The organism is Pseudomonas sp. BN607 (assembly GCF_029871175.1).
Classification (GTDB): domain Bacteria; phylum Pseudomonadota; class Gammaproteobacteria; order Pseudomonadales; family Pseudomonadaceae; genus Aquipseudomonas.
Map to the genome: position 1 here is coordinate 325,316 of NZ_SSOE01000056.1, position 23,729 is coordinate 349,044.

Sequence of the window (23,729 nt, forward strand, 5' to 3'; positions counted from 1 at the left end):
GTATGTGTTGGTAGGTTTGGCCTCTTCGCGGGCACGCCCGCGAAGAGGCCGGGCAGTAAGCTGCCCGGCTAGAGGATTTTACAAATGCGACTCCGCATACTCGGCCAGCACCGAGCGAGGCACGCCCTGCAGGGTGATGTGCACGCCATGCGGGAAGTCCTTGAAGCGCTCGGTCAGGTAGGTCAGGCCCGAGCTGGTCGCGGACAGGTAGGGGGTGTCGATCTGCGCCAGGTTACCCAGGCAGACCACCTTGGAGCCGGAGCCGGCACGGGTGATGATGGTTTTCATCTGGTGCGGCGTCAGGTTCTGGCACTCGTCGATCAGGATCAGGCTCTGCTGGAAGCTTCGACCACGGATGTAGTTCAACGACTTGAACTGCAGCGGTACCCGCTCAAGGATGTATTCGACGCTGCCATGGGTGCTTTCGTCATCCATATGCAAGGCTTCGAGGTTGTCGGTGATGGCGCCCAGCCACGGCTCCATCTTCTCTGCTTCGGTACCCGGCAGGAAGCCGATCTCCTGGTCCAGCCCCTGTACGCTGCGGGTGGCGATGATGCGCCGGTAGCGCTTGCTGACCATGGTCTGCTCAATGGCTGCCGCCAGGGCCAGGATGGTCTTGCCGGAGCCGGCCGCCCCCGTCAGGTTGACCAGGTGGATATCCGGGTCGAGCAAGGCGAACAGCGCCAGGCTCTGGTGAATGTCGCGGGGTTTCAGGCCCCAGGCTTCCTGGTGCAGCAACGGCTCCTGATGAAGGTCCAGCAGCAGCAACTCATCGTTGCGAATGCCCTTGATCCAGCCGACGAAGCCCTGCTCGTCGATGATGAACTCATTGATGTGCACCGCTGGCAGGTTGTCGATCATCTGCACACGATGCCAGGTACGACCACGCTCCTGACGGGTATCGACTTTGCTGACGCGGTCCCAGAACGAACCACTGACCGAATGGTAGCCCTTGGATAGCAACGACACGTCATCGACCAGCTGGTCGGTGCTGTAGTCCTCGGCGGCGATGCCACAAGCGCGCGCCTTCAGGCGCATGTTGATGTCTTTGGTGACCAGCACCACGTCCAGGTCGGTGCGCCGGCTGCGTACGTCCAGCAGGGTGTTGATGATGATGTTGTCGTTGAGGTTTTCCGGCAGCAACTTGCTGGGTTCGTTGCGCGGGCTCATCAGGATCGACAGGAAGCCCTTCGGCCCACTCTTGTTACGCTGGATCGGCACGCCCTGCTCGACATCGCTGGGCGAAGCGTCACCAAGGGTCTGGTCGATAAGGCGAATGGCCTGCCGGCATTCGGCAGCGATGGTCTGTTTACCGGTCTTGAGCTTGTCGAGTTCCTCCAGCACCGTCATCGGGATCGCGACGTGGTGCTCCTCGAAGTTGAGCAATGCGTTGGGGTCGTGAATCAGGACGTTGGTATCGAGCACATAGAGGATTGGCTTGCTGGAGGAAGGGTTGCGTCCTTGGTCATCCATACTCGGTCACCTTATGTCGAAGCCACACGGCGCGGTCTGCTGCGCCGCAAAGTGACTGCCGTGCTCCCCGTATCCGCGTTGCTACGGGCGGGAAGTGAACCTGGCAAAGTGGGCCTGAATGACGCCACCTGTGCTGCAGGAATCGGCTGTCTGGTTTCTTCATACCGCAAAAACCATGACCGTAAAAAGCATTTTTACGCGTTTTTGAAGTTTATTTTTCAGATTGACGAAGGACCCTTGGCGACGAAGCCAGACAGGACTACGCTCAGAAGTCATACCCTCTATTCGCTATATCCATATTCCCGGCAATCCTCCCAGCCAATCCCGCTCTGGGCGGTGTTTTGCAGCAACCATTGCAGCGCTGGCTGTGCCTTGGGCAGGCTGTCATGAAACTGGATCACGCCCTTGCGCCACAGCAGCATCAGGGTCAGCACGCGTTGCGCCGAGGCCTCTGCGCTCAATGCCCCGTCATCCTCGGCGTCGATATCCCATAACGATACCCGCAACTGCTGGCTGGCCATGAACGGCTCGCCATCGGCCCGGCGCTGGCCGTAGGGCGGGCGGAACAGCGGCACATATTGCTCCGGCAGGTCGGCCTGCACACGCGCCTGGCTGCGGCGCAATGACGCCTGCCAGTCGGTCCACTGTGCGTGGGAACGATATTCCCAGCCCTGAATACCCGCACACTGCCCGTCATACAGATCGCGCAAGGCGTTCGCCGCCCCACCATCACGGCGTTGCTGCAGGCGGTTGCCTAGCACGAAGAAGATGCCCTCGATCTTTTGCCGGCGCAGGTAGTCGGTCAGCAGATCGGTATTGCCGCCATCAGGCCCGGGCCCGCCGACGAAGGTCAGCAGGAACATGCGGTCGTTCAGCTCATCACCATTGCGCTCACGCGAGGACAGCCGTTCGACCTCGCTGCTGGTCTGCGGCAGCAAGGCCGCCTTGCGCAGTTGTTCATCCAGGTAGCGCACATGGAACTGATGGCTCGGCTCGACCCATCCGGTGTAGAACGTGCCAACATCGGTGGCGAACGTCGCCGCTTGCGTACGTAATTCCGCCATCGACGTAACCGGGTAACAGAACGACGCATCCTGCTCGCAACTGCGTTGCGCCTGTTGATAACCCTCCCACAAACGTTGCCACATGTGCGCCCTTACCTGGCGGACCTTCTGCAAGTTGATTTGCCGCAGGCCCAGCCGCGCTGCGAGCGTTGCCTCGTCCAGCAGCTCACTTTCATGTAATACCTGGGCGAACGACAGGATTTCTGCCCGTGAGGCAACATCGAACAGCGCCGGGCTGTCCAGTTGCTCGGGCCACAGGCTGCGGTCAAGGCTGACCGGGGGCGATGGGGCGGCCTGCACGGCCAGGCTCAGCAAAGCGGCCAGCAAGGCAGAGGCAATGCGCACGGTTGAAGGCTCCGCAACGGCAAAACGCGAACTATAGCGCCTGCTGCGGCCATGGTCTGTGACTATCGTCGTCATAGTTTGGAGTTGCACCGCACAGCCCGTAGAATTCCTGGCCAACGATGCCAGGAGCCGACCCGATGCTGACGGTGATTTCCCCCGCCAAGACCCTCGACTACGACACCCCGCCGGTGACCGAGCGTTTCACCCTCCCCCAGTACCTGGACGACTCCCAGTTGCTGATCCAGCAACTGCGCGAACTGTCGCCGGCGCAGATCAGCGAGCTGATGCACCTGTCCGACAAGCTCGCCGGCCTGAATGCCGCGCGCTTCGGCAGCTGGACCCCGGACTTCAGCCCGGCCAATGCCAAGCAGGCGCTGCTGGCGTTCAAGGGTGACGTGTACACCGGCCTCGATGCCGAGAGCCTGGGCGAGGACGATTTCAGCTACGCGCAAGACCACCTGCGCATGCTCTCTGGCCTGTACGGCCTGCTGCGCCCGCTTGACCTGATGCAGCCCTACCGCCTGGAAATGGGCACCAAGCTGGCCAATGCCCGCGGCAAGGACCTGTATGCCTTCTGGGGCACGCGCATCAGCGAATGGTTGAACCAGGCCCTGGCCGAACAGGGCGACGACGTGCTGCTGAACCTCGCCAGCAACGAGTATTTCAGCGCGGTGAAACGCAGCGCGCTGAACGCCCGGGTCATCAACGTCGACTTCAAGGACTTGAAGAACGGCCAGTACAAAATCATCAGTTTCTACGCCAAGAAAGCCCGCGGGATGATGAGCCGGTTCGTCATCCAGCAGCGCATCAGCGATCCGCAACAGCTCAAGCAGTTCGACGTGCAGGGTTACTACTACAGTGCCGAGCAGTCCAAGGCTGACCATCTGGTGTTCCTGCGCGATCATCCCTCCGAGTAAGCGTGTCGGGCATTCTCGTGAGCTGATGCTGTACCAATCAGGGTTGCCAGGTGCTCGCCAGGGGATCTTCGGCGCCTGTGAGATCGAGCGCCGCGCGGGCGGCGCTCGATCTCACAGGCGCTGCATATCTTGCGGCCTACGCCTATCAGCCCTGATCCCCCTCTGCCCTGCAAAAGGGCATCCCGCAAATCACCATCGCGCCATAAATCCGACGCCAATAATCCGCCACGCCTCCCCTCATCGCCAAACGCCATAAGACCGTTCATACCTTTTTTGACGAATTTTGAAAAATTTTTTTGGATGCTGGCATAAAAATATCTCGTAACAGTCTCACCCTTGATACACGGGGGGAAAACCCCCGTGTGCTATCAAATTGAAACTGCGAACAACTGAATAAATATTTAGAAATCTTTCATCCGAGCGAAACCCACTCAGGAACTTCTGCTAGAACGAATCGCTCATAGTGCCGTAACGATTTTCCTGCCTGCGGGCTGTGAGAGATGACTTACAGATGACAATGGCAGGTATCCACTACCGGCCTTGATAAATCAGACAGGCAGGCCCGAAACCGTTGGCAAGCCTGTTCATGCAGGAGAGATGCGCCCTACAGAACTCGTCCTAGTGGTTGATTTCAAAGGATTTTTCCACTTGAAAGAACAAGCACAGCACTGCGCCAAGTAGCGCATTGCAATAAAGACGGCTGCATTACAGGGCACGTTTTTTAATTGATGGCCTTTTACTGCCAACTTTGAGTGCATAACTTTTTGCGCTCCGGATTTATTTTGCCTGCGCTCGGCGAAGTGTGCATTCGCCATGGAACCGTGCGCCCGAAAACTGTTGTTAATCAACCCAGCCCGGCTCTCTGCGGAGGCGTCGGCGTGATAAACACATGAGGTGATAGCGATGCGTATCAGCATCTTTGGTTTGGGTTATGTGGGTGCAGTCTGTGCAGGCTGCCTGACGGCGCGTGGCCATGAAGTGATCGGTGTGGACGTGTCCAGCACCAAGATCGACCTGATCAACCAGGGCAAGTCGCCCATCGTCGAACCTGGCCTGGAAGCACTGCTGCAACAGGGCATCGCCAACGGCCGACTGCGTGGTACCACCGACTTCGCCGAAGCCATCCGTGCCAGCGACGTGTCGATGATCTGCGTGGGCACCCCAAGCAAGAAGAACGGCGACCTGGGCCTGGAGTACATCGAGTCGGTATGCCGCGAAATCGGCTACGTACTGCGTGACACCACCCGCCGTCACACCATCGTGGTGCGCAGCACCGTGTTGCCAGGCACCGTGAAGAACGTGGTCATCCCGATCCTCGAGGACTGCTCGGGCAAAAAGGCCGGCGTCGACTTCGGCGTTGCGGTCAACCCGGAATTCCTGCGTGAAAGTACCGCGATCAAGGACTACGACCAGCCACCGATGACCGTCATCGGCGAACTGGACAGCGCCAGCGGCGACATTCTCCAGGCCCTGTACGAAGAACTCGACGCCCCGGTCATCCGCAAGCCGATCGAAGTGGCCGAGATGATCAAGTACACCTGCAACGTGTGGCACGCCACCAAGGTCACCTTCGCCAACGAGATCGGCAACATTGCCAAGGCCGTCGGCGTGGATGGTCGTGAGGTGATGGACGTGGTCTGCCAGGACAAGGTGCTCAACCTGTCGCAGTACTACATGCGCCCTGGCTTCGCCTTCGGCGGCTCGTGCCTGCCCAAAGACGTGCGCGCCCTCACCTACCGTGCCGCCAGCCTCGACGTGCGGGCACCGCTGCTCGACTCGCTGATGCGCAGCAACGAATCGCAGGTGCAGAACGCCTTCGAGCTGATTGAAGCCCACGACAAGCGCAAGGTCGCCCTGCTTGGCCTGAGCTTCAAGGCCGGCACCGACGACCTGCGCGAAAGCCCGCTGGTGGAACTGGCCGAGCGCCTGATCGGCAAGGGCTATCAGCTGGATATCTACGACGAGAATGTCCAGTACGCCCGTGTTCACGGCGCCAACAAGGACTACATCGAGTCGAAGATCCCGCATGTGTCGTCCCTGCTCAACGCCGACTTCCAGAAAGTCATCGACAACGCCGACATCATCGTCCTCGGCAACCGTGACGAGCAGTTCCGTGCCCTGGCCCAGCAAGCCCCGGCCGGCAAACAGGTGATCGACCTGGTCGGCTTCATGAGCAACCCGACCTGCACCACCAGCCGCACCGAAGGCATCTGCTGGTAAGTGCCTGGCCGGGCAGCGCAAGCCGCAGCGCTTGCGCTGCCCACCTTCCCCCGAATTCTCGACGGATGCTGAACATGCAAAGGCTCCAGACAGTGCTGTTGCAGTGCGCCGGGTGGCTGCTCTACATGAGCCTGCTCATGCTGATCGCCCTGGCCCTGCCAGCCGATATCTTCGACTCGCAGTCGAAGCACTTCATCTTCCTGGTCGGCGCAGTCGGCATCTGGCGCTATTCCATGGGCGCCACCCATTTCATCCGCGGCATGATCTTCCTCTACGGCGTGTACCCGTACCTGCGCCGCAAGGTGCAGAAAATGGGCAATGCCGCCGACCCGTCGCATGTCTACCTGATGGTCACCAGCTTCCGTATCGAAGCGCTGACCACCGCCCAGGTGTACAGCTCGGTGATACGCGAGGCGATCAACTGCGGCTTCCCCACCACCGTGGTCTGCTCGCTGGTGGAAATGTCCGATGAACTGCTGGTGAAGAGCCTGTGGGCCAAGTACAACCCGCCGGCCCACGTAAAGCTGGACATCGTGCGTATCGCCGGCACCGGCAAGCGTGATGGCCTGGCCTACGGCTTCCGTGCCATCTCGCGCATGCTGCCGGACGAGAACGCCGTGGTGGCGGTGATCGACGGTGACACCGTGCTGGCCGATGGCGTGGTGCGCAAGACCGTACCGTGGTTCAAGCTGTTCCCCAATGTCGGCGGCCTGACCACCAATGAGTTCTGCGAAGTGCGCGGCGGCTACATCATGAGCGAGTGGCACAAGCTGCGCTTCGCCCAGCGCCACATCAACATGTGCTCGATGGCCCTGTCCAAGCGCGTGCTTACCATGACCGGGCGCATGTCGATGTTCCGCGCCAGTGTGGTGACCAACCCCGAGTTCATTGCCGACGTCGAAAGCGACTCGCTGATGCACTGGCGCCTGGGCCGCTTCAAGTTCCTTACCGGTGACGACAAGTCCAGCTGGTTTAGCCTGATGCGCCTGGGCTACGACACCTTCTATGTGCCGGACGCCGCCATCAACACGGTCGAGCACCCGCCTGAGAAGAGCTTCCTCAAGGCCAGCCGCAAGCTGATGTACCGCTGGTATGGCAACAACCTGCGGCAGAACTCGCGTGCCCTCGGGCTGGGCATTCGCCGCCTGGGTCTGTTCACCAGCATCGTGCTGTTCGACCAACGTGTGTCGATGTGGACCAGCCTGCTGGGCCTGACCGTGGCGGTAATCGCCAGCCTCAAGTTCGGCCTGGCCTTCCTGCTGGTGTACCTGCTGTGGATCGGTATCACCCGCCTGATCCTCACCGTCATGCTGCTGTGCTCTGGCCACAACGTAGGCCCGGCCTACCCGCTGATTCTCTATTACAACCAGATCATCGGCGCGCTGATGAAGATCTACGTGTTCTTCCGCCTCGACAAGCAGTCGTGGACGCGTCAGCCCACTGCCCTCAAGCGTGACCTCGCCAGCTTTCAACAATGGTTCAACACCTGGTCCTCGCGGACCATGACCTTCTCGGCTGCCAGCATCTTCGTTGCTGTGCTGTTCATGGTCGTGTGAGCCCAACCCGGATCGGATCTAACAGGAACAAACCACCATGAATACCGCCGTGAACGTCAATGTCGTGCATGAGTCCGAAGCCCAGCGCCAACACGCCCGGGTACGCATTCCCGCCAAGCTGCGTTTCCTTGACGCCCAGCGCCAGACCCACGAAGTGAAGGTCGATGACCTTTCCGCCGGTGGCCTGAGTTTTCACACCAAGCAGCCATTGAATGTGGGTGATGTGTTGCGCGGGCGCTTGCAGTTCGTGGTCGACAACCTGGGCCTGTCGATCGACATCGAGTTCCAGGTGCGCTCCTACAACCCGAGCAGCGGCCGTACCGGTGCGCAGTTCCAGAACCTTGAGCCACGCGACATCGCCACACTGCGGCACATCATCACCAGCCACCTGTCCGGTGAGCTGATCAGCATTGGTGACGTACTCAGCACCCTGCAGCGCGACAATTTCACCAAGGCTCGCAAGCAGAAGGACGGCGGCAGTGGCCTGAGCGCCTTCGGCAGGCTCAAAGCAGTCACCGTCACCCTCGGCGTGTTCGTGGTCGGCATCGCGGCCTTCGGCTTCGTCGCCAAGTCCCTGTACGGCATGTACTTCGTCAGCCACGCCGAAGCCGGCGTGGTCGCGGTACCCACCACCAACGTCACCATGCCCCGCGACGGCACCGTCAACAGCCTGGTGGAAAGCGGCGGGCAGATCGCCAAGGGCGCGCCACTGGCCAGCTTCACCACCAGCATGCTGGACATGCTCAAGGGCAACCTCGACGACACGCAACTGGAGCCGGCGAAGATCGAGGAACTGTTCGGCAAGCAGCTGTCCGGCACCCTCACCAGCCCATGCGATTGCGTAGTCGCCCGCCAGTTGGTGGATGACGGCCAATACGCCGCCAAGGGCCAACCGATCTTCCAGCTGATCCCGCGCACCACCAACCCGATGGTCGAGGCACGCTTCAGCTACCGCCAGTTCGACGAGGTCAAGCCAGGCACCCGGGTCAACTTCCAGGTCGCCGGCGAAGACGAAGTGCGCACCGGCCAGATCATCAGCAGTGCCAGCCTCAACAGCGAAGACTTGGCTTCCGACATTCGCGTGCAGATCAAGCCTGACAGCAGCCTGCCTGCCGAACTGGCCGGCCGCCCAGCGTCGGTCAACAGCGACCGCGGTCCATCGCTGAACTGGCTGATCGACAAAGCCGTGGCCCGTGGCCTGTAAGAGGATCACCGCATGATTCCCTACAAGAAGAGCGCAAGCCTGGGCCTGTGTGCCCTGGCTGCCGCCATCACGCTGGCCGGCTGTGCCGGCCTGCCCGACCAGCGCTTGGCCAACGAGGCCATGAAGCGCGGTGACACGGCATTGGCCGAGCGCAACTACAAGGCCCTGGCTGACCTGGGCTACAGCGAGGCGCAAGTGGGCCTGGCCGACATCAAGGTGGCCACCCGCGACCCGTCGCAGATCAAGGAAGCCGAGGCCACCTATCGCGCCGCGGCCGCCACCTCGCCGCGGGCCCAGGCCCGCCTCGGCCGCCTGCTGGTGGCCAAGCCCGACAGCACCCAGGCCGAGCGCGAAGAAGCAGAGACCCTGCTCAAGCAAGCGGCCAGTCAAGGCGAAAGCAACACCCTGATCCCACTGGCGATGCTTTACCTCAGCTACCCGCAGAGCTTCCCCAAGGTCAACGCCCAGCAGCAGATCGACCAGTGGCGCGCCGCCGGCAACCCGGAAGCGGGCCTGGCCCAGGTACTGCTGTACCGCACTCAGGGCACCTACGACCAGCACCTGGGCGAAGTGGAAAAAATCTGCAAGGCGGCGCTGAACAGCACCGACATCTGCTACGTCGAACTGGCCACCGTGTACCAGAAACGGGGCCAGGCCGACCAGCAGGCCGCCCTGCTCGCCCAGCTGAAGGCCGCCTACGCCCGCGGCGCAGTGCCGGCCACCCGGGTTGACAGCGTGGCCCGTGTGCTGGCCGACCGTAGCCTTGGCCAGACCGACGAAAAAACCGCCAAGGCGCTGCTGGAGCAAGTGGCGCCTGCCAACCCGGCGTCCTGGGTCAGCCTGGCGCAACTGGTCTACGACTTCCCCGAGCTGGGCGACACCGACCAGCTGCTGGCCTACATCGACAAGGGCCGCGAAGCCGAACAGCCACGCGCTGAATTGCTGTTGGGCCGCCTGTACTACGAAGGCAAGACCCTGCCGGCTGACGCCAAGAAAGCCGAGCAACACCTGCAGGCTGCCGCCGCTGCCGGTGAAATCAGCGCCCATTACTACCTGGGCCAGCTGTACCGCCGTGGCTACCTCGGCAACGTCGAGCCACAGAAGGCCGTCGACCACCTGCTGGCCGCCGCCCGTGGCGGGCAGAACAGCGCCGACTATGCCTTGGCCCAGCTGTTCAGCGAAGGCCACGGCATTCGCCCGCAACCGGGCAATGCCTGGGTATTCGCGCAGTTGTCCCAGGCCAACCCGACGCCGCAATCGACAGAAATGCTCCAGCAGCTCGACCAGCAACTGACCCCTGACCAGCGCAGCCAGGCCCAGCAACTGCTGGCGCAAGAGAAACAGGCGCGCGGCAGCATGAGCCAGGGCGCCAGCAGCACCCTGGCCATCGAAGCCCTGCAAGACGACGAAAAAGAAGTAGACGGTGAGGACTCGCTATGACGCTCAATCCCTTCGTGAAAGCCGGCATCGGCCTGAGCTTCGCCCTGCTGTGGTCCTGCCCGACCCTGGCGGAAATGACCGCTGAAAAAAACTTTGGCCTGGACGTGAAAATCACCGGCCAGTCGGAAGACGACCGTGACCTCGGCACCCGCTCTGGCGGCGACGTCAACGGCCTGGGCCTGGACCTGCGCCCCTGGGTGTATGGCGAGCGCGGCAACTGGAGCGCCTACGCGATGGGCCAGGCGGTAGCGGCTACCGACACCATCGAAACCGACACCCTGCGCCAGAACGACGACGGCACCACCACCGACACCGGCGACGACAGCCGCAAACCAGACAAAAGTTACCTGGCCATGCGCGAATTCTGGGTCGGCTACAGCGGCCTGACCGCCTACCCTGGCGAACAACTGCGCTTCGGCCGCCAGCGCCTGCGCAGCGACGATGGCATGTGGCGCGACACCAACATCGAAGCGCTGAACTGGACCTTCGACACCACCCTGCTCAAGGCCGACCTTGGCGTAGCCCAGCGTTTCAGCGAATACCGCACCGACCTCACCGAGCTGGCACCGGAAGACAAGGATCGCACGCACGTCTACGGCAACATCGCCACGCAGTGGACCCCAGGCCACTGGGTTGGCCTGCGCGCTCACCACACACATGACAGCGGCAGCCTGAAGAACCCCGGCGAAACCGTCGACGCGCTGGACAAGACCCGCACTGGCGACCTCACCTGGCTGGGCCTGGAGGCCAACAGCGACGCCTACAACTGGCGCAACGACCACACCGTGAATTACTGGGGCAGCGTTACCTGGCTGACCGGTGACCGCGACAAGCTGAGCACCCAGCAGGTGGGTGACGACCAGGTCGCCACCGGCAAGCAGAGCGGTGACGTCAACGCCTGGGCAACCGACCTCGGTATCCGCCTGCGCCTTGACCCGCAATGGCAGGTCGGCGCTGCGTACGCCCGCGGTAGCGGCGGCGGCGGGGATGATGGTTCGAACAACTTCGAGCAGACCGGCCTGGAGAGCAACCGCTCCAACTTCACCGGCACCCGCTCGCGCGTGCACCGCTTCGGCGAAGCGTTCCGCGGCGAACTGGGCAACCTGCAGGCAGCCACCCTGTTCGCTTCGTGGCAGCTGCGCGACGACTACGACGCCAGCCTGATCTACCACAAGTTCTGGCGTGTCGACGGTAACCAGAACATCGGCTCCAGCGGCATCAATGCCGCGGTCGACGACAACGGCGTGAATCGTCAGTTGGTCGACGGCGAGAAGGACCTTGGCCAGGAAATGGACGTGGTCGTCACCAAGTACTTCAAGCAAGGCCTGCTGCCGGCTTCGATGAGCCAGGCGATCGACGAGCCGTCCGCCCTGGTGCGCCTGCGTGCCGGCGTGTTCAAGCCGGGCGATGCCTACGGCAAGGAAACGGACTCGTACATGCACCGCGCCTTCGTCGACGTGATCTGGCGCTTCTAAGGCCGGGAGAAACCTGATGAACCTTCACCCGCACATACGTCACAGCCTGTTGGCCAGCGCCCTGTTGCTGGCTTCGGGCCTGGCCGTCGCAGCAGAACCCAAGGTAATCGCCAAGGAATTGCAGCAGGCCAAGACCTACACCGTGGCCAGCGCACCGATCGAGCCGCTGCAGATGGACCCGCCCAAGCTGCCCGACCTGAGCGGCTACACCGCCCAGGCCGTGCAGAAGAAGATCGACCGCAGCCACAAGGGCAAGGTCAGCCTGCGCCGCATGTTCCAGGAGGACACCCTCAAGGAATTCGTCGGCGGCGACAACAAGGCTGCCGAGTGGGTCCAGCGTCAGCATGGCATCCCGCAGGCGATCTTCATCGATGACGGCCATGTCGACCTGGTCGAACTGAGCAAGAAGGTCCCTGCGCAGTACCTCAGGGAGGTCGAACCGGGCGTGTACCTGGCGCGCCTGCCGATCGTGGTCGGGCAGAAGGGCATCCTCGAGATCGACGGCAAGGTCAAGCAACTGCGCCTGTCGCAGGAAGGCGGATCGTTCTTGGTCAACGACGGCAAGCTGTTCGTCACTGACACCCAGGTGACCGGCTGGCGGGAAAAGGACAACGGCCCGGCGACCTTCCGCTCGCCAAAGGAGTTTCGCCCGTTCCTGCTGTCGTGGGGCGGTACCGAGACCTACATCGTCAATACGAAAATGGCCAGTTTCGGCTACGCCAAGTCCAAATCGTACGGTGTGAGCATTTCCCAGTACACGCCGAACATGGCCAAGCGCATGGGCCGTCCTGAACCTACCGGCTGGATCATCGGCTCGGAATTCAGTGACATGTGGTACGGCTTCTACTGCTACGAAACCCAGGACTTCGTGGTCAAGGACAGTACCTACCGCGACAACATCGTCTACGGCATCGACCCCCACGACCGTTCGCACCGCCTGATCATTGCCGGCAATACCGTCTACGGCACCAAGAAGAAGCACGGCATCATCGTCTCGCGTGAGGTCAACGACAGCTGGATCATCAACAACAAGAGCTACGACAACAAGCTCTCCGGCGTGGTGATCGACCGTAACAGCGTCAACAACCTGGTGGCCTACAACGAGATCTACCGCAACCACACTGACGGCATCACCCTGTACGAAAGCGGCGACAACCTGATCTGGGGCAACAAGCTGATCAACAACCGCCGCCACGGCATCCGCGTGCGCAACAGCGTGAACATCCGCCTGTACGAAAACGTTGCCATGGCCAACGGCCTGGTCGGCGTATACGGCCACATCAAAGACCTGTCCGACACCGACCGCGACATCGCCCTCGACCCGTTCGACACCAAGGTGTCGCTGATTCTGGTGGGTGGCGAGCTGGCAGCCAACGGCTCTGGCCCGCTGTCGATCGACTCGCCACTGTCGGTCGAGCTGTACAAGGTGTCCATGCTCGCCCCGCGCAAGGCCAGTGGCATCAGCCTCAACGGCATCCTCGGCGAACGCCAGGACGAAATCCTCGACCTGCTGGTACGCCAGCAGAAGGCTGTGCTGATCGACCCGGTCGAACGCCAGACCGAAATGATCGATTAAGGAAGCCCAGACCATGACTCCACACCTGATGAAACTGCTGGGCCTGTCCGCCGCCCTTCTGGCAATCAGCCAGGGCGTACGCGCCGAAGACGTCAAGGCCCCGACCTTCAGCGCTGAGCCGTGCTGCCAGCTGTGCCCGGAAGCGCACGATGCCAGCCGCTACACCACCCGCTACCAGCAGAACTTCACCACGCTGGTGCAGGCCCAGGGCGACTGGCTGTTCCGTACCCGCGAGGACCTGCGTACCGAGTTCAATACCACCCCGGCCGGCTACAAGCGCCTGCAGCAAGTGCATGACGCGTTCAAGAAACGCGGTGTGGAACTGGTGGTGGTGTACCAGCCGACCCGCGGCCTGGTGAACCGCAATATGCTCAACCCGGCCGAAAAAGCCGCGTTCGACTACCAGAAGGCATTGGGCAACTACCAGGCCATGCTCAAGCGCTTCGCCAGCATGGGCTACAACGTGCCTGACCTGTCACCGCTGACCAACGAGCAACTGGCCGCCGCCGACCAGGGCAAGGACTTCTACTTCCGTGGCGACCAGCACTGGACGCCTTACGGTGCACAGCGCGCGGCGAAGATCGTGGCCGACACCGTGCACAAGATGCCGGCCTTCGAAGGTATCCCGCGCAAGGAATTCGAGACGAAGAAGTCCGGGCGCATGGGCAAGACCGGCACCCTGCACAACGTCGCCGGCCAACTGTGTGGCACCAGCTACGCCGTGCAGTACATGGACCAGTTCGCCACCGAGCCGAAGGGCTCCAGCGGTGGCGGCGACGACCTGTTCGGCGATGGCGGCAACGCGCAGATCACCCTGGTCGGCACCAGCCACAGCGGCAAGAACTACAACTTCTCGGGCTTCCTCGAGCAATACATCGGCGCCGACGTGCTCAACGTCGCCTTCCCTGGCGGTGGCCTGGAGGGGTCGATGATCCAGTACCTGGGCAGCGAGGAATTCCAGAAGAACCCGCCGAAGATTCTGATCTGGGAATTCTCCCCACTGTACCGCCTGGACCAGGAAACCATCTGGCGGCAAATCCTTGGCCTGCTGGACGACGGCTGTGACGACCGCCCGGCCCTGATGAGCGCCAGCACCACCCTCAAGCCCGGCAAGAACGAGCTGATGGTCAACGGCAAGGGCGGCGTGATCAAAGACCTGGTCAACCGCAACCTGCAGATGGACGTCAAGTTCGAAGACCCGTCGGTGAAGGTGCTGCAGGCCACCCTCTGGTACCTCAACGGCCGCCATGAGGACATCAAGCTGGAAAAACCGGAAACCTCCGACACCGATGGGCGCTTTGTCTTCCAGATGCGCGAAGACGAGGACTGGGCCAGCCAGAGCCTGCTGGCATTCGAGGTGCAGGGCCCGGAGAACGGTACCCAGAAGGTCGAGGCCAAGCTCTGCAAACGCAACAACTTTGCCGTGCCAGCGCAAACCGCGCAGGCCGGCCAGTGAGGCGACCAATGACTGCATTCAAGCGAATCTTCAGCCCTGCCCTGCTTGCCCTGGCGCTGTTTGGCGGCGCTGCACAGGCTGCGCTGGTGCCACCGCAGGGGTACTACGAGGGCATCGAAAAGCTCAAGACGGGCGATGGCAATTTCCGCTGCGAAGCGGCGCCCAAACCGTACACCGGCGCGCTGCAGTTCCGCAGCAAGTACGAAGGCTCGGACAAGGCACGGGCGACCCTCAACGTTGCCTCGGAAAAGGCCTTTCGCAAGTCTACCGAAGACATCACCACCCTTGAAAAAGGCGTGAGCAAGATGGTCGGCCAGTACATGCGTGACGGTCGCCCGGCTCAGCTCGACTGCACCTTGGCCTGGCTGGGTAGCTGGGCACGCGCCAATGCGCTGCTGTCCACCGACTACAACCACACCGGCAAGTCGATGCGCAAATGGGCACTGGGCAGCATGAGCGGTTCCTGGCTGCGCCTGAAATTTTCCAACGCCCAGCCACTGGCGGCGCACCAGGCAGAAGCCGAGCTGATCGAGAAGTGGCTGGCCCGCCTGGCCGAGCAGACCGTGCGCGACTGGAGCGACCTGCCGCTGGAGAAGATCAACAACCACAGCTACTGGGCAGCATGGTCGGTGATGGCGACAGCGGTGGCGACGGACCGCCGTGACCTGTTCGACTGGGCAGTGAAGGAGTTCAAGGTTGGCGCCAACCAGGTCGATGAGCAGGGCTTCCTGCCCAACGAGGTCAAGCGCAAGCAACGCGCCCTGGCCTATCACAACTACGCCCTGCCACCGCTGGCAATGATCGCCAGCTTCGCCCAGGCCAACCAGGTGGACCTGCGCAGCGAGAACAACTTCGCCCTGCAGCGTCTGGGCGAAGGCGTGCTGTACGGCGCCCGCGACCCACGTCACTTCGCTGAACGTGCGGGTGAAAAGCAGGACATGAAAGACCTCAAGGTCGACAGCAAATACGCCTGGCTCGAGCCCTGGTGCGCGCTGTACCAGTGCGTCGGTGACACGCTCGAGCGCAAGCACGACATGCAACCGTTCAACAGCTTCCGGCTGGGGGGCGATGTGACCCGGGTCTACGACCCGAGTGCAGAGAGCAAAAAGTAATACCCCGATGTGGGTGTGATCCCTGTGGGAGCGGGCTTGCCCCGCGAATAGGCCCGTGAGGGTGATGGCGTTGTCTGCACTGACGCCTTCGCGGGCAAGCCCGCTCCCACAGGGACCTAATTGCCTTCCAGTTATTTGCTGGGGGGTTTGGGGGGCGCTTTGCCCTGGATGCTGTGAACAAATTAGGAGAACCGGGATGGTCTTCTCGTCCAACGTGTTCCTGTTCCTGTTCTTGCCGATATTCCTCGGCCTGTACTACTTGAGCGGGCAACGTTATCGCAACCTGCTGCTGCTGATCGCCAGCTACATCTTCTATGCCTGGTGGCGGGTGGACTTCCTGGCCCTGTTCGCCGGGGTCACCCTGTGGAACTACTGGATCGGCCTGAAAGTCGGTGCCGCCGGCGTGCGCACCAAGCCGGCACAGCGCTGGCTGCTGCTCGGCGTAGGTGTCGACCTGGCAATCCTCGGCTACTTCAAGTACGCCAACTTCGGCGTCGACAGCCTCAACGCGATCATCAGTTCGTTTGGCCTGGAGCCGTTCATCCTGACCCACGTGCTGCTGCCGATCGGTATCTCGTTCTACATCTTCGAGTCGATCAGCTACATCATCGACGTGTACCGCGGCGACACCCCGGCCACCCGCAACCTGATCGACTTCGCGGCGTTCGTGGCGATCTTCCCGCACCTGATCGCCGGCCCCGTGCTGCGCTTCAAGGACTTGGTCGACCAGTTCAACAACCGTACCCACACCCTGGACAAGTTCTCCGAAGGCTGCACCCGCTTCATGCAGGGTTTCATCAAGAAAGTGTTCATCGCCGACACCCTGGCGGTCGTAGCCGACCATTGTTTCGCCCTGCAAAACCCGACTACCGGCGACGCCTGGCTCGGCGCGCTGGCCTACACCGCGCAGCTGTACTTCGACTTCAGCGGTTACAGCGACATGGCCATCGGCCTGGGCTTGATGATGGGCTTCCGTTTCATGGAAAACTTCAAGCAGCCGTACATCAGCCAGTCGATCACCGAGTTCTGGCGGCGCTGGCACATCAGCCTGTCGACCTGGCTGCGCGACTACCTGTACATCACCCTGGGCGGTAACCGCAAAGGCACCTTCAACACCTACCGCAACCTGTTCCTGACCATGCTGCTGGGCGGCCTGTGGCACGGCGCCAACTTCACCTACATCATCTGGGGCGCCTGGCACGGCATGTGGCTGGCCATCGAGCGTGCGCTGGGCATCGACACCAACCCACAGCGCTTCAACCCGGTGAAGTGGGCCTTCACCTTCCTGCTGGTGGTGGTCGGTTGGGTGATCTTCCGCGCCGAGAACCTGCACGTCGCCGCACGCATGTATGGCGCCATGTTCAGCTTCGGCGACTGGCAGCTGTCGGAACTCAACCGCGCCCAGCTGACCGGCCTGCAGGTCGCCACCCTGGTGATCGCCTACCTCACCCTGGCGTTCTTCGGGCTGCGCGATTTCTACCGCAACGCCAAGCCGACCCCGAAGGCCACCCCGGTGCAAGTCAACAGCGACGGCTCGCTCGGCCTGGACTGGACCCGGGTAATGACCCGCGCGCTGGTGCTGCTGCTGTTCGTGGCCTCGATCCTCAAGCTTTCGGCGCAGAGCTACTCGCCGTTCCTTTACTTCCAGTTCTGAGGTTGATGACATGACCCGGACATTACGCATTACCTATTCGCTGTCGTTCCTCGGCCTGCTGGTTGGCATGGGCGCCTGGTCCACCGGTGGCCTGCAGAGCTTCCAGCGCACGGAGCAGATGACCTTGCTCAACGGCAAGCTGGCCAAGGCTGCCGAGACCCACTACGACGCTGAGTTCCCGATCAAGCGCCTGGGCACCAACCTGTGGGCGGCGATGGACTTCAAGCTGTTCAACGAAGGCCGCCCCGGCGTGGTGCTGGGCCGTGACCAGTGGCTGTTCAGCGACGAGGAGTTCAAGCCCACCGCCGGTGCCGAGCAGTTGATGCAGGAGAACCTGGCGTTGATCCGTGGCGTACGCGACACCTTGCAGCAACACGGCAGCCAGCTGGTGCTGGCGATCGTACCGGCCAAGGCACGGGTCTATGCCGAGTACGTCGGCAAGGAACAGCCTGCCAGCCTGCATGAAGATCTGTACAACCAGTTCCATGCCCAGGCACGCCAGGCCAACGTCTTCGCCCCAGACCTGATGGCCCCGCTGGAGCAAGCCAAGGCCCGCGGCCAGGTGTTCCTGCGCACCGACACCCACTGGACACCGATGGGCGCCGAAGTGGCGGCGCAGGCACTGGCCGAAGCGGTCAGCCGCCAGAACCTGCTCAATGGCGCCCCGCAAACCTTCATCACCGAGGCCGGCAACACCGCCCCTTACAAAGGCGACCTGACCAACTTCCTGCCCCTGGACCCGCTGTTCAGCAACCTGCTGCCGAGCCCCGACAACCTGCAGCAACGCACAACGCGGCCAGCCGAGAGCGAAGGCGAAAGCGACGATGCCCTGTTCGCCGACACCCAGATCCCGGTCGCCCTGGTAGGTACCAGCTACAGCGCCAACCCGCACTGGAACTTCCTGGGCGCGCTGCAGCAGGCGCTGCACAGCGACATCGCCAACTACGCCGAAGACGGCCACGGTCCGCTGCTGCCAATGCTCAAGTACCTGCAAAGCGACGCCTTCAAGAACGCCGCGCCACAAGTCGTGGTGTGGGAATTCCCCGAACGTTATCTGCCAATGAAAAACGACCTCAGCAGCTTCGATCCGCAGTGGATCGCGCAGCTGAAAAACTCCCGTAAATCCGAAGAAAACCTGGCCCTGTCGTCCACCCGGACAGACCACTGATTGATAGAGAGGAAATGCACATGACTACCAAGACTTCCATTGCCAAAGCCCTCACCCTCGCGGCCGGCCTTTCCCTTGCTTCGATGCAGGCCTTCGCCGGCGCCGACGCCGCACTGTATGGCCCAAGCGCGCCGAAAGGTTCGACGTTCGTGCGCCTGTACAACGCGGCCAGCGCCCCGGCTGCGGCCTCGGTCGGCAACACCCAGATCAAACAGGTAGGCGCCCAGGCCAGCAGCGACTTCAGCTTCCTGCCAGGCGGTGACTACACCGCCCAGGTCGGTGGCAAGAGCGTGCCGGTCAAGCTGGCCTCGGACAAGTACTACACCCTGGTCAACAGCAGCAGCGGCAACCCGCAGCTGATCGAAGAACCGCCATTCAAGAACAAGCAGAAAGCCCTGGTGCGCGTGCAGAACCTGAGCGACCAGCAGCTGACCCTGAAAACCGCCGACGGCAAGACCGAAGTGGTCAAGCCGGTGGCCGCCAACGGCCGTGGTGAGCGCGAAATCAACCCGGTCAAAGTCAGCCTGGCGCTGTACCAAGGAGACAAGAAAGTGGGTGACGTGAAACCCGTCGCCCTGGAGCGCGGCGAAGCCGCAGTGCTGTACGTAACGGGTTCCGGCAACGCCTTGTCGCCGGTGTGGGTAACTCGCCCCGTGGCTAGCAACTGATTCCCCTGCCTCTAAACGACTATTGGAGAAACATGATGATCCCGGTAATTCTTTCTGGTGGTAGCGGTTCGCGTCTGTGGCCTCTGTCGCGCAAGCAGTTCCCCAAGCAGTTCCTCGCCCTGACCGGCGAACACACCCTGTTCCAGCAAACCATCGAGCGCCTGGTGTTCGAGGGCATGGACACGCCGATCGTGGTCTGCAACAAGGACCACAAGTTCATCGTCCAGGAGCAGCTGGCCGCGCTGAAGCTGGAAACCCAGGGCATCCTGATGGAGCCGTTCGGCCGTAACACCGCGCCGGCCGTGGCCATGACGGCGATGAAGCTGGTCAACGAAGGCCGCGACGATCTGATGCTGGTGCTGCCTGCCGACCACGTGATCGATGACCAGAAGGCGCTGCAACGTGCCCTGGCCCTGGCCACCGTGGCTGCCGAGCGTGGCGAGATGGTGCTGTTCGGTGTGCCGGCAACCAAACCGGAAACCGGCTACGGCTACATCCGTTCCAGCCAGGATGCGCTGCTGCCCGAAGGCGTGGCGCGGGTTGCGCAGTTCGTCGAAAAGCCCGACGAAAAACGCGCCGCCGAGTTCGTCCAGGCCGGTGGTTATTTCTGGAACAGCGGCATGTTCCTGTTCCGCGCCAGCCGCTTCCTCGAGGAGCTGAAAAAGCACGATGGCGACATCTATGACACCTGCGTGCTGGCCCTGGAGCGCAGTGAAGAAGACGGCGATGTGCTGAGCATCGACGAAGCCACCTTCGCCTGCTGCCCGGACAACTCCATCGACTACGCGGTAATGGAAAAGACCCAGCGTGCCTGTGTGGTGCCGATGTCGGCCGGCTGGAGCGACGTCGGCTGCTGGTCGTCGCTGTGGGAAGTGCACGAGAAAGACGACAACGGCAACGTTACCAAGGGCGACGTGGTGGTGCAGGACAGCCACAACTGCATGATCCACGGCAACGGCAAGCTGGTGTCGGTGATTGGCCTGGAAAACATCGTGGTAGTCGAGACCAAGGACGCGATGATGATTGCCCACAAGGACAAGGTCCAGGGCGTCAAGCAGATGGTCAAGACCCTCGACGAGCAGGGCCGCACCGAAACCCAGAACCACCTGGAAGTCTATCGCCCGTGGGGCTCGTACGACTCGGTGGACATGGGCGGCCGTTTCCAGGTCAAGCACATCACCGTCAAGCCGGGTGCCAGCCTGTCGCTGCAGATGCACCACCACCGCGCCGAGCACTGGATCGTGGTATCCGGCACGGCCGAGGTGACCTGTGACGAAAACGTGTTCCTGCTGACCGAGAACCAGTCGACCTACATCCCGATTGCCTCGGTGCACCGTTTGCGCAACCCGGGCAAGATCCCGCTGGAAATCATCGAAGTACAGTCCGGCAGCTACCTGGGCGAGGATGACATCGAGCGCTTCGAGGACGTGTATGGGCGTACGTCCACCCCCATCGAGCGCGGCGTTTCGGTGAAGACCATCGCGCAGTAAGTGCTGACTCGCCCCTGGGCCGACCAGGGGCGAGCCTGCTCATTCAACGCTCGGGCCTATGACGTAGATTTCGAATGGGCCACCCACCACCCTGAAAGGGCGCTGCAAATCGTCCTCTCCTTCAAATTCGAAGGCTTCAGCCTTTATGCTGGTGGCAGTCAGTTCGAGTTTCCGGATACGCCCAGATTTCGCATAGCCGCCATAGGTTGTGCCGCGCTTGTGAACAACCGCCCGGTTGCCCTCACCGCTGATAACGACATCCCTCACGCCCTCCTGCAATTCCAGGTCGAAGTCAATGTAGACGTCCGCATCATCGGCATGCCCCTTGTACGCATACAACCACGCGTATTGTTCAGTGGTCCCGAAATCCACGCCCTGCGAAACGAAATCCTCTGTTTGGCCCGCAAGGCTGATGACAGCTGTAACTGTGCCCTTGGCGGGGGTTCTTTTCATGTCCTGCACATGCTTTTGCTCAACCGATGTGTCATTCATGACCATGCTCCTTTTGAATAGGCATGGCGGAATCTAAAATGGATGTACCCTTTCCACTACTCGCAGGAATGCGAGGTCTGGCTTCTGGCCTAGGCACTCACCGGTGACATGACCGCTGGGTTCTCGATAGGCTTTAGCCTTCCATACGCGCGAATGAGGCGATTACGCGATGCTGATCGGTGCCCTGCTGATCCTCACCTGGCTGGTGTTGTTGTTGCGTCATCCAGCCAAGGCTCTTCCCATCTCCCTGGCGGCCGTGTGTGGCCTGGGCCTGGTGGCCTTGTTCGTAGTTTGGCAAGACAGCCGCGAAAGCAGCCGACTGGCACGCCTGGACCTGCGCCTGGCCTACGCCCCGGAACACTGCCCTGCCGACCGTGCCCTGCAGGTACGCATGAAGAACGGCAACGACGTGCCGCTTACCGACCTGCGCTGGCGCGTGGCGGCATATGCACCGGGCGATACCGTGAACCTGGCCGAGAACACCTACAATGCACCGCGATACCGTGGGCCGGGTGAACTGCAGCCAGGGGCCGAATGGAAAGACTGCCTGCCATTGCCGCCATTGCGTTCCGGCTACCGGCCTCAGACCCTGGAGTTTCGGGCTGAGCATCTGCAAGGTACATTTGCCAATTGATGTGTTGCCTATGCCCACGTAGAGGCCGACACAGAAAACAAACAATCCTCCATGACAACAGGCCACTAGCATGCCCAACGTCCTGATCACCGGTTGCTCCAGCGGCATCGGCCGCGCCCTGGCCGACGCCTTCCGCGATGCCGGCCACCGAGTCTGGGCCACCGCCCGCAAGCCTGAGGATGTCGAGCAACTGAGTGCTGCCGGCTACACCGCCCGGCAGCTGGATGTCAACGACGGTGAGGCGCTGGCCCGCCTGGCAGAGGAGCTGGAAACCCTCGATATCCTGATCAACAACGCCGGCTACGGTGCCATGGGCCCATTGCTCGATGGTGGCGTCGACGCCCTGCGCCAGCAGTTCGAAACCAACGTGTTCGCCGTGGTAGGCGTTACCCGGGCACTGTTCCCACTGCTGCGCCGCTCACGCGGCCTGGTGGTGAACATCGGCAGCGTTTCCGGCGTATTGGTCACCCCGTTCGCTGGCGCCTACTGCGCCTCGAAAGCGGCGGTGCATGCCCTGAGCGATGCCTTGCGCCTGGAGCTGGCGCCGTTCGGTGTGCAGGTGATGGAAGTCCAGCCTGGGGCGATTGCCTCGCAGTTCGCCAGCAATGCGCAGCGCCAGGCCGAGCAGGTACTGGCAGCGGATTCAGCGTGGTGGCCGTTGCGAGAACATGTGCAGGCAAGGGCCAGGGCGTCCCAGGACAGGCCGACTTCGGCGGCAGTGTTTGCCCAAGGGGTGTTGGCAGCGGTGGGCAAGTCGCCAGTACCGGCGCTGGTGCGGTTGGGCAATGGCAGTACGGCATTGCCGTTGATGGCCCGCTTGCTGCCGCGGCGGTTGCTGGACTGGGCACTGCGCAAGCGCTTTGGCCTGCTGCGCCCGCTCTGAGTTTTCGGCTGCCTGTACCGGCCTCGGCTTGCCAGCGAGAGGGCGAGTACAGGCAGTACAGACTCAGGCGATGGAGCGCAGCACGCCGCCATCCACCCGCAAGGCTGCTCCGGTGGTGGCACTGGCCTGCATCGATGCCAGGTACACCACCATGTTGGCCACTTCTTCCACCGTCGCCAGCCGCTTGATCAGCGAAGTCGGCCGGTGCTCGGCGAGGAAGTTGGCCTCCAGCGCCTCAGTCGACACGCCCTGCTCTTCGGCCAGCTTGGCAAAAAAGTCCCCTACACCTTCCGAGCGTGTAGGCCCCGGCAACACCGAGTTCACCGTCACCCCGGTACCGGCCAGGGTTTCGGCCAGGCCGCGGGACACCGCCAGCAGTGCGGTCTTGGTCATGCCGTAGTGAATCATCTCTGTCGGGATCTGCAGCGCCGACTCGCTGGACAGGAACACCACCCGCCCCCATTTGCGCTCGACCATGCCTTGAGCATAGTGCCGCGACAGGCGCACGGCGCTGAGCACGTTGACGTCGAAGAAGCGCTGCCAGTCTTCATCCTCGATCTCGAAGAACGGCTTGGGCTCGAAGATGCCGAGGTTGTTGATCAGGATGTCGGTATGCGGCACCTGGTCGAACAGCTTTTGCGCGCCGTCCTTGCTACCGAGATCGGCAGCGATACCAATGATGCGAGCTTGCGGCAGGCGTTCGCGCACGGCAGTGAGGGCTTGGTCGACGCGCGACTGGGTGCGGCCGTTGAGAACCACTTCGGCGCCGGCTTCAGCCAGGCCGATGGCGATGGCCAAGCCTATGCCGGCGGTGGAACCACTGACGATCGCGCGTTTGCCGTTCAGGGAAATGTGCATATGGGCCTCCTAGGTAAACAGGACAATTGCCGGGGGAACGGCCC

19 protein-coding genes are annotated in these 23,729 nt (G+C 62.2%); 15 read left to right on the forward strand and 4 right to left on the reverse strand.

Annotated elements, in window-relative coordinates:
* Positions 1–78: 78 nt before the first annotated feature.
* Positions 79–1,473, reverse strand: a complete 1,395-nt coding sequence (locus E8E68_RS15430) for a PhoH family protein (protein WP_110742574.1) — start codon at positions 1,471–1,473, stop codon at positions 79–81.
* A 281-nt stretch (positions 1,474–1,754) separates the two neighbouring features.
* Complete coding sequence (locus tag E8E68_RS15435) at positions 1,755–2,882, reverse strand: polysaccharide deacetylase family protein (protein ID WP_280342647.1); 1,128 nt, start codon at positions 2,880–2,882, stop codon at positions 1,755–1,757.
* Positions 2,883–3,019: 137 nt separating this feature from the next.
* On the opposite strand from E8E68_RS15435, the gene yaaA reads away from it, so the two are divergent.
* From yaaA to E8E68_RS15500, 13 genes are all read left to right on the forward strand, one after another.
* Positions 3,020–3,799 (forward strand): peroxide stress protein YaaA, encoded by a 780-nt coding sequence (yaaA, locus tag E8E68_RS15440; RefSeq protein WP_266032311.1) that lies wholly within the window; start codon positions 3,020–3,022, stop codon positions 3,797–3,799.
* Positions 3,800–4,702: 903 nt separating this feature from the next.
* Entirely contained in the window at positions 4,703–6,019 is a 1,317-nt protein-coding gene (locus tag E8E68_RS15445; RefSeq protein WP_110742571.1) for a UDP-glucose/GDP-mannose dehydrogenase family protein, read from the forward strand.
* A gap of 74 nt (positions 6,020–6,093) precedes the next feature.
* Complete coding sequence (locus E8E68_RS15450) at positions 6,094–7,575, forward strand: glycosyltransferase family 2 protein (RefSeq protein WP_110742570.1); 1,482 nt, start codon at positions 6,094–6,096, stop codon at positions 7,573–7,575.
* A gap of 37 nt (positions 7,576–7,612) precedes the next feature.
* Positions 7,613–8,779, forward strand: coding sequence for a PilZ domain-containing protein (locus tag E8E68_RS15455; RefSeq protein ID WP_110742569.1), 1,167 nt, complete (start codon positions 7,613–7,615; stop codon positions 8,777–8,779).
* Positions 8,780–8,791: 12 nt separating this feature from the next.
* The gene (algK, locus tag E8E68_RS15460; protein WP_266032310.1) at positions 8,792–10,219 is read left to right on the forward strand and encodes an alginate biosynthesis TPR repeat lipoprotein AlgK; all 1,428 of its coding nucleotides are present in this window, start codon (positions 8,792–8,794) and stop codon (positions 10,217–10,219) included.
* The gene (locus E8E68_RS15465) at positions 10,216–11,694 is read left to right on the forward strand and encodes an alginate export family protein (RefSeq protein ID WP_266032309.1); all 1,479 of its coding nucleotides are present in this window, start codon (positions 10,216–10,218) and stop codon (positions 11,692–11,694) included. The genes algK and E8E68_RS15465 overlap by 4 nt, the downstream gene beginning before the upstream one ends.
* Before the next feature lie 16 nt (positions 11,695–11,710).
* A complete protein-coding gene (algG, locus tag E8E68_RS15470; protein ID WP_266032308.1) occupies positions 11,711–13,270 on the forward strand; it encodes a mannuronan 5-epimerase AlgG in 1,560 nt (519 codons plus the stop codon).
* A gap of 13 nt (positions 13,271–13,283) precedes the next feature.
* The gene (locus E8E68_RS15475) at positions 13,284–14,726 is read left to right on the forward strand and encodes an alginate O-acetyltransferase (protein ID WP_266032307.1); all 1,443 of its coding nucleotides are present in this window, start codon (positions 13,284–13,286) and stop codon (positions 14,724–14,726) included.
* Between the two features lie 8 nt (positions 14,727–14,734).
* Positions 14,735–15,838, forward strand: coding sequence for a mannuronate-specific alginate lyase (locus E8E68_RS15480; protein ID WP_280342656.1), 1,104 nt, complete (start codon positions 14,735–14,737; stop codon positions 15,836–15,838).
* Between the two features lie 196 nt (positions 15,839–16,034).
* A complete protein-coding gene (locus tag E8E68_RS15485; RefSeq protein WP_266032305.1) occupies positions 16,035–17,492 on the forward strand; it encodes an MBOAT family protein in 1,458 nt (485 codons plus the stop codon).
* A gap of 10 nt (positions 17,493–17,502) precedes the next feature.
* A complete protein-coding gene (locus E8E68_RS15490; protein ID WP_110742562.1) occupies positions 17,503–18,660 on the forward strand; it encodes an alginate O-acetyltransferase in 1,158 nt (385 codons plus the stop codon).
* A gap of 20 nt (positions 18,661–18,680) precedes the next feature.
* Positions 18,681–19,328, forward strand: coding sequence for an alginate O-acetyltransferase AlgF (locus E8E68_RS15495; RefSeq protein WP_110742561.1), 648 nt, complete (start codon positions 18,681–18,683; stop codon positions 19,326–19,328).
* A gap of 35 nt (positions 19,329–19,363) precedes the next feature.
* Entirely contained in the window at positions 19,364–20,818 is a 1,455-nt protein-coding gene (locus E8E68_RS15500) for a mannose-1-phosphate guanylyltransferase/mannose-6-phosphate isomerase (protein ID WP_266032320.1), read from the forward strand.
* 39 nt (positions 20,819–20,857) lie between these two features.
* On the opposite strand, the gene E8E68_RS15505 is transcribed toward E8E68_RS15500, so the two are convergent.
* Entirely contained in the window at positions 20,858–21,310 is a 453-nt protein-coding gene (locus E8E68_RS15505; RefSeq protein WP_280342661.1) for a hypothetical protein, read from the reverse strand.
* 169 nt (positions 21,311–21,479) lie between these two features.
* Between E8E68_RS15505 and E8E68_RS15510 the strand changes: the two genes are divergently transcribed.
* Complete coding sequence (locus tag E8E68_RS15510; protein ID WP_110742558.1) at positions 21,480–21,944, forward strand: multidrug transporter; 465 nt, start codon at positions 21,480–21,482, stop codon at positions 21,942–21,944.
* A gap of 70 nt (positions 21,945–22,014) precedes the next feature.
* Positions 22,015–22,827: an SDR family oxidoreductase gene (locus E8E68_RS15515; RefSeq protein ID WP_110742557.1), complete on the forward strand. Its 813-nt coding sequence runs from the start codon at positions 22,015–22,017 to the stop codon at positions 22,825–22,827.
* Positions 22,828–22,890: 63 nt separating this feature from the next.
* Here E8E68_RS15515 and E8E68_RS15520 read toward each other — a convergent pair whose 3' ends face one another.
* Positions 22,891–23,685, reverse strand: coding sequence for an SDR family oxidoreductase (locus E8E68_RS15520; RefSeq protein ID WP_280342665.1), 795 nt, complete (start codon positions 23,683–23,685; stop codon positions 22,891–22,893).
* Between the last annotated feature and the right edge of the window lie 44 nt (positions 23,686–23,729).

Bases quoted from the DNA above. Each gene is read 5' to 3' on its own strand.
- E8E68_RS15445 (WP_110742571.1), top strand. From the start codon at position 4,703: ATGCGTATCAGCATCTTTGGTTTGGGTTATGTGGGTGCAGTCTGTGCA.
- E8E68_RS15480 (WP_280342656.1), top strand. From the start codon at position 14,735: ATGACTGCATTCAAGCGAATCTTCAGCCCTGCCCTGCTTGCCCTGGCG.
- E8E68_RS15475 (WP_266032307.1), top strand. From the start codon at position 13,284: ATGACTCCACACCTGATGAAACTGCTGGGCCTGTCCGCCGCCCTTCTG.
- E8E68_RS15450 (WP_110742570.1), top strand. From the start codon at position 6,094: ATGCAAAGGCTCCAGACAGTGCTGTTGCAGTGCGCCGGGTGGCTGCTC.
- E8E68_RS15520 (WP_280342665.1), bottom strand. From the start codon at position 23,685: ATGCACATTTCCCTGAACGGCAAACGCGCGATCGTCAGTGGTTCCACC.
- algG (WP_266032308.1), top strand. From the start codon at position 11,711: ATGAACCTTCACCCGCACATACGTCACAGCCTGTTGGCCAGCGCCCTG.
- E8E68_RS15465 (WP_266032309.1), top strand. From the start codon at position 10,216: ATGACGCTCAATCCCTTCGTGAAAGCCGGCATCGGCCTGAGCTTCGCC.
- E8E68_RS15455 (WP_110742569.1), top strand. From the start codon at position 7,613: ATGAATACCGCCGTGAACGTCAATGTCGTGCATGAGTCCGAAGCCCAG.
- E8E68_RS15430 (WP_110742574.1), bottom strand. From the start codon at position 1,473: ATGGATGACCAAGGACGCAACCCTTCCTCCAGCAAGCCAATCCTCTAT.
- algK (WP_266032310.1), top strand. From the start codon at position 8,792: ATGATTCCCTACAAGAAGAGCGCAAGCCTGGGCCTGTGTGCCCTGGCT.
- E8E68_RS15510 (WP_110742558.1), top strand. From the start codon at position 21,480: ATGCTGATCGGTGCCCTGCTGATCCTCACCTGGCTGGTGTTGTTGTTG.
- E8E68_RS15495 (WP_110742561.1), top strand. From the start codon at position 18,681: ATGACTACCAAGACTTCCATTGCCAAAGCCCTCACCCTCGCGGCCGGC.
- E8E68_RS15500 (WP_266032320.1), top strand. From the start codon at position 19,364: ATGATCCCGGTAATTCTTTCTGGTGGTAGCGGTTCGCGTCTGTGGCCT.
- E8E68_RS15515 (WP_110742557.1), top strand. From the start codon at position 22,015: ATGCCCAACGTCCTGATCACCGGTTGCTCCAGCGGCATCGGCCGCGCC.
- E8E68_RS15490 (WP_110742562.1), top strand. From the start codon at position 17,503: ATGACCCGGACATTACGCATTACCTATTCGCTGTCGTTCCTCGGCCTG.
- E8E68_RS15505 (WP_280342661.1), bottom strand. From the start codon at position 21,310: ATGAATGACACATCGGTTGAGCAAAAGCATGTGCAGGACATGAAAAGA.
- E8E68_RS15485 (WP_266032305.1), top strand. From the start codon at position 16,035: ATGGTCTTCTCGTCCAACGTGTTCCTGTTCCTGTTCTTGCCGATATTC.
- yaaA (WP_266032311.1), top strand. From the start codon at position 3,020: ATGCTGACGGTGATTTCCCCCGCCAAGACCCTCGACTACGACACCCCG.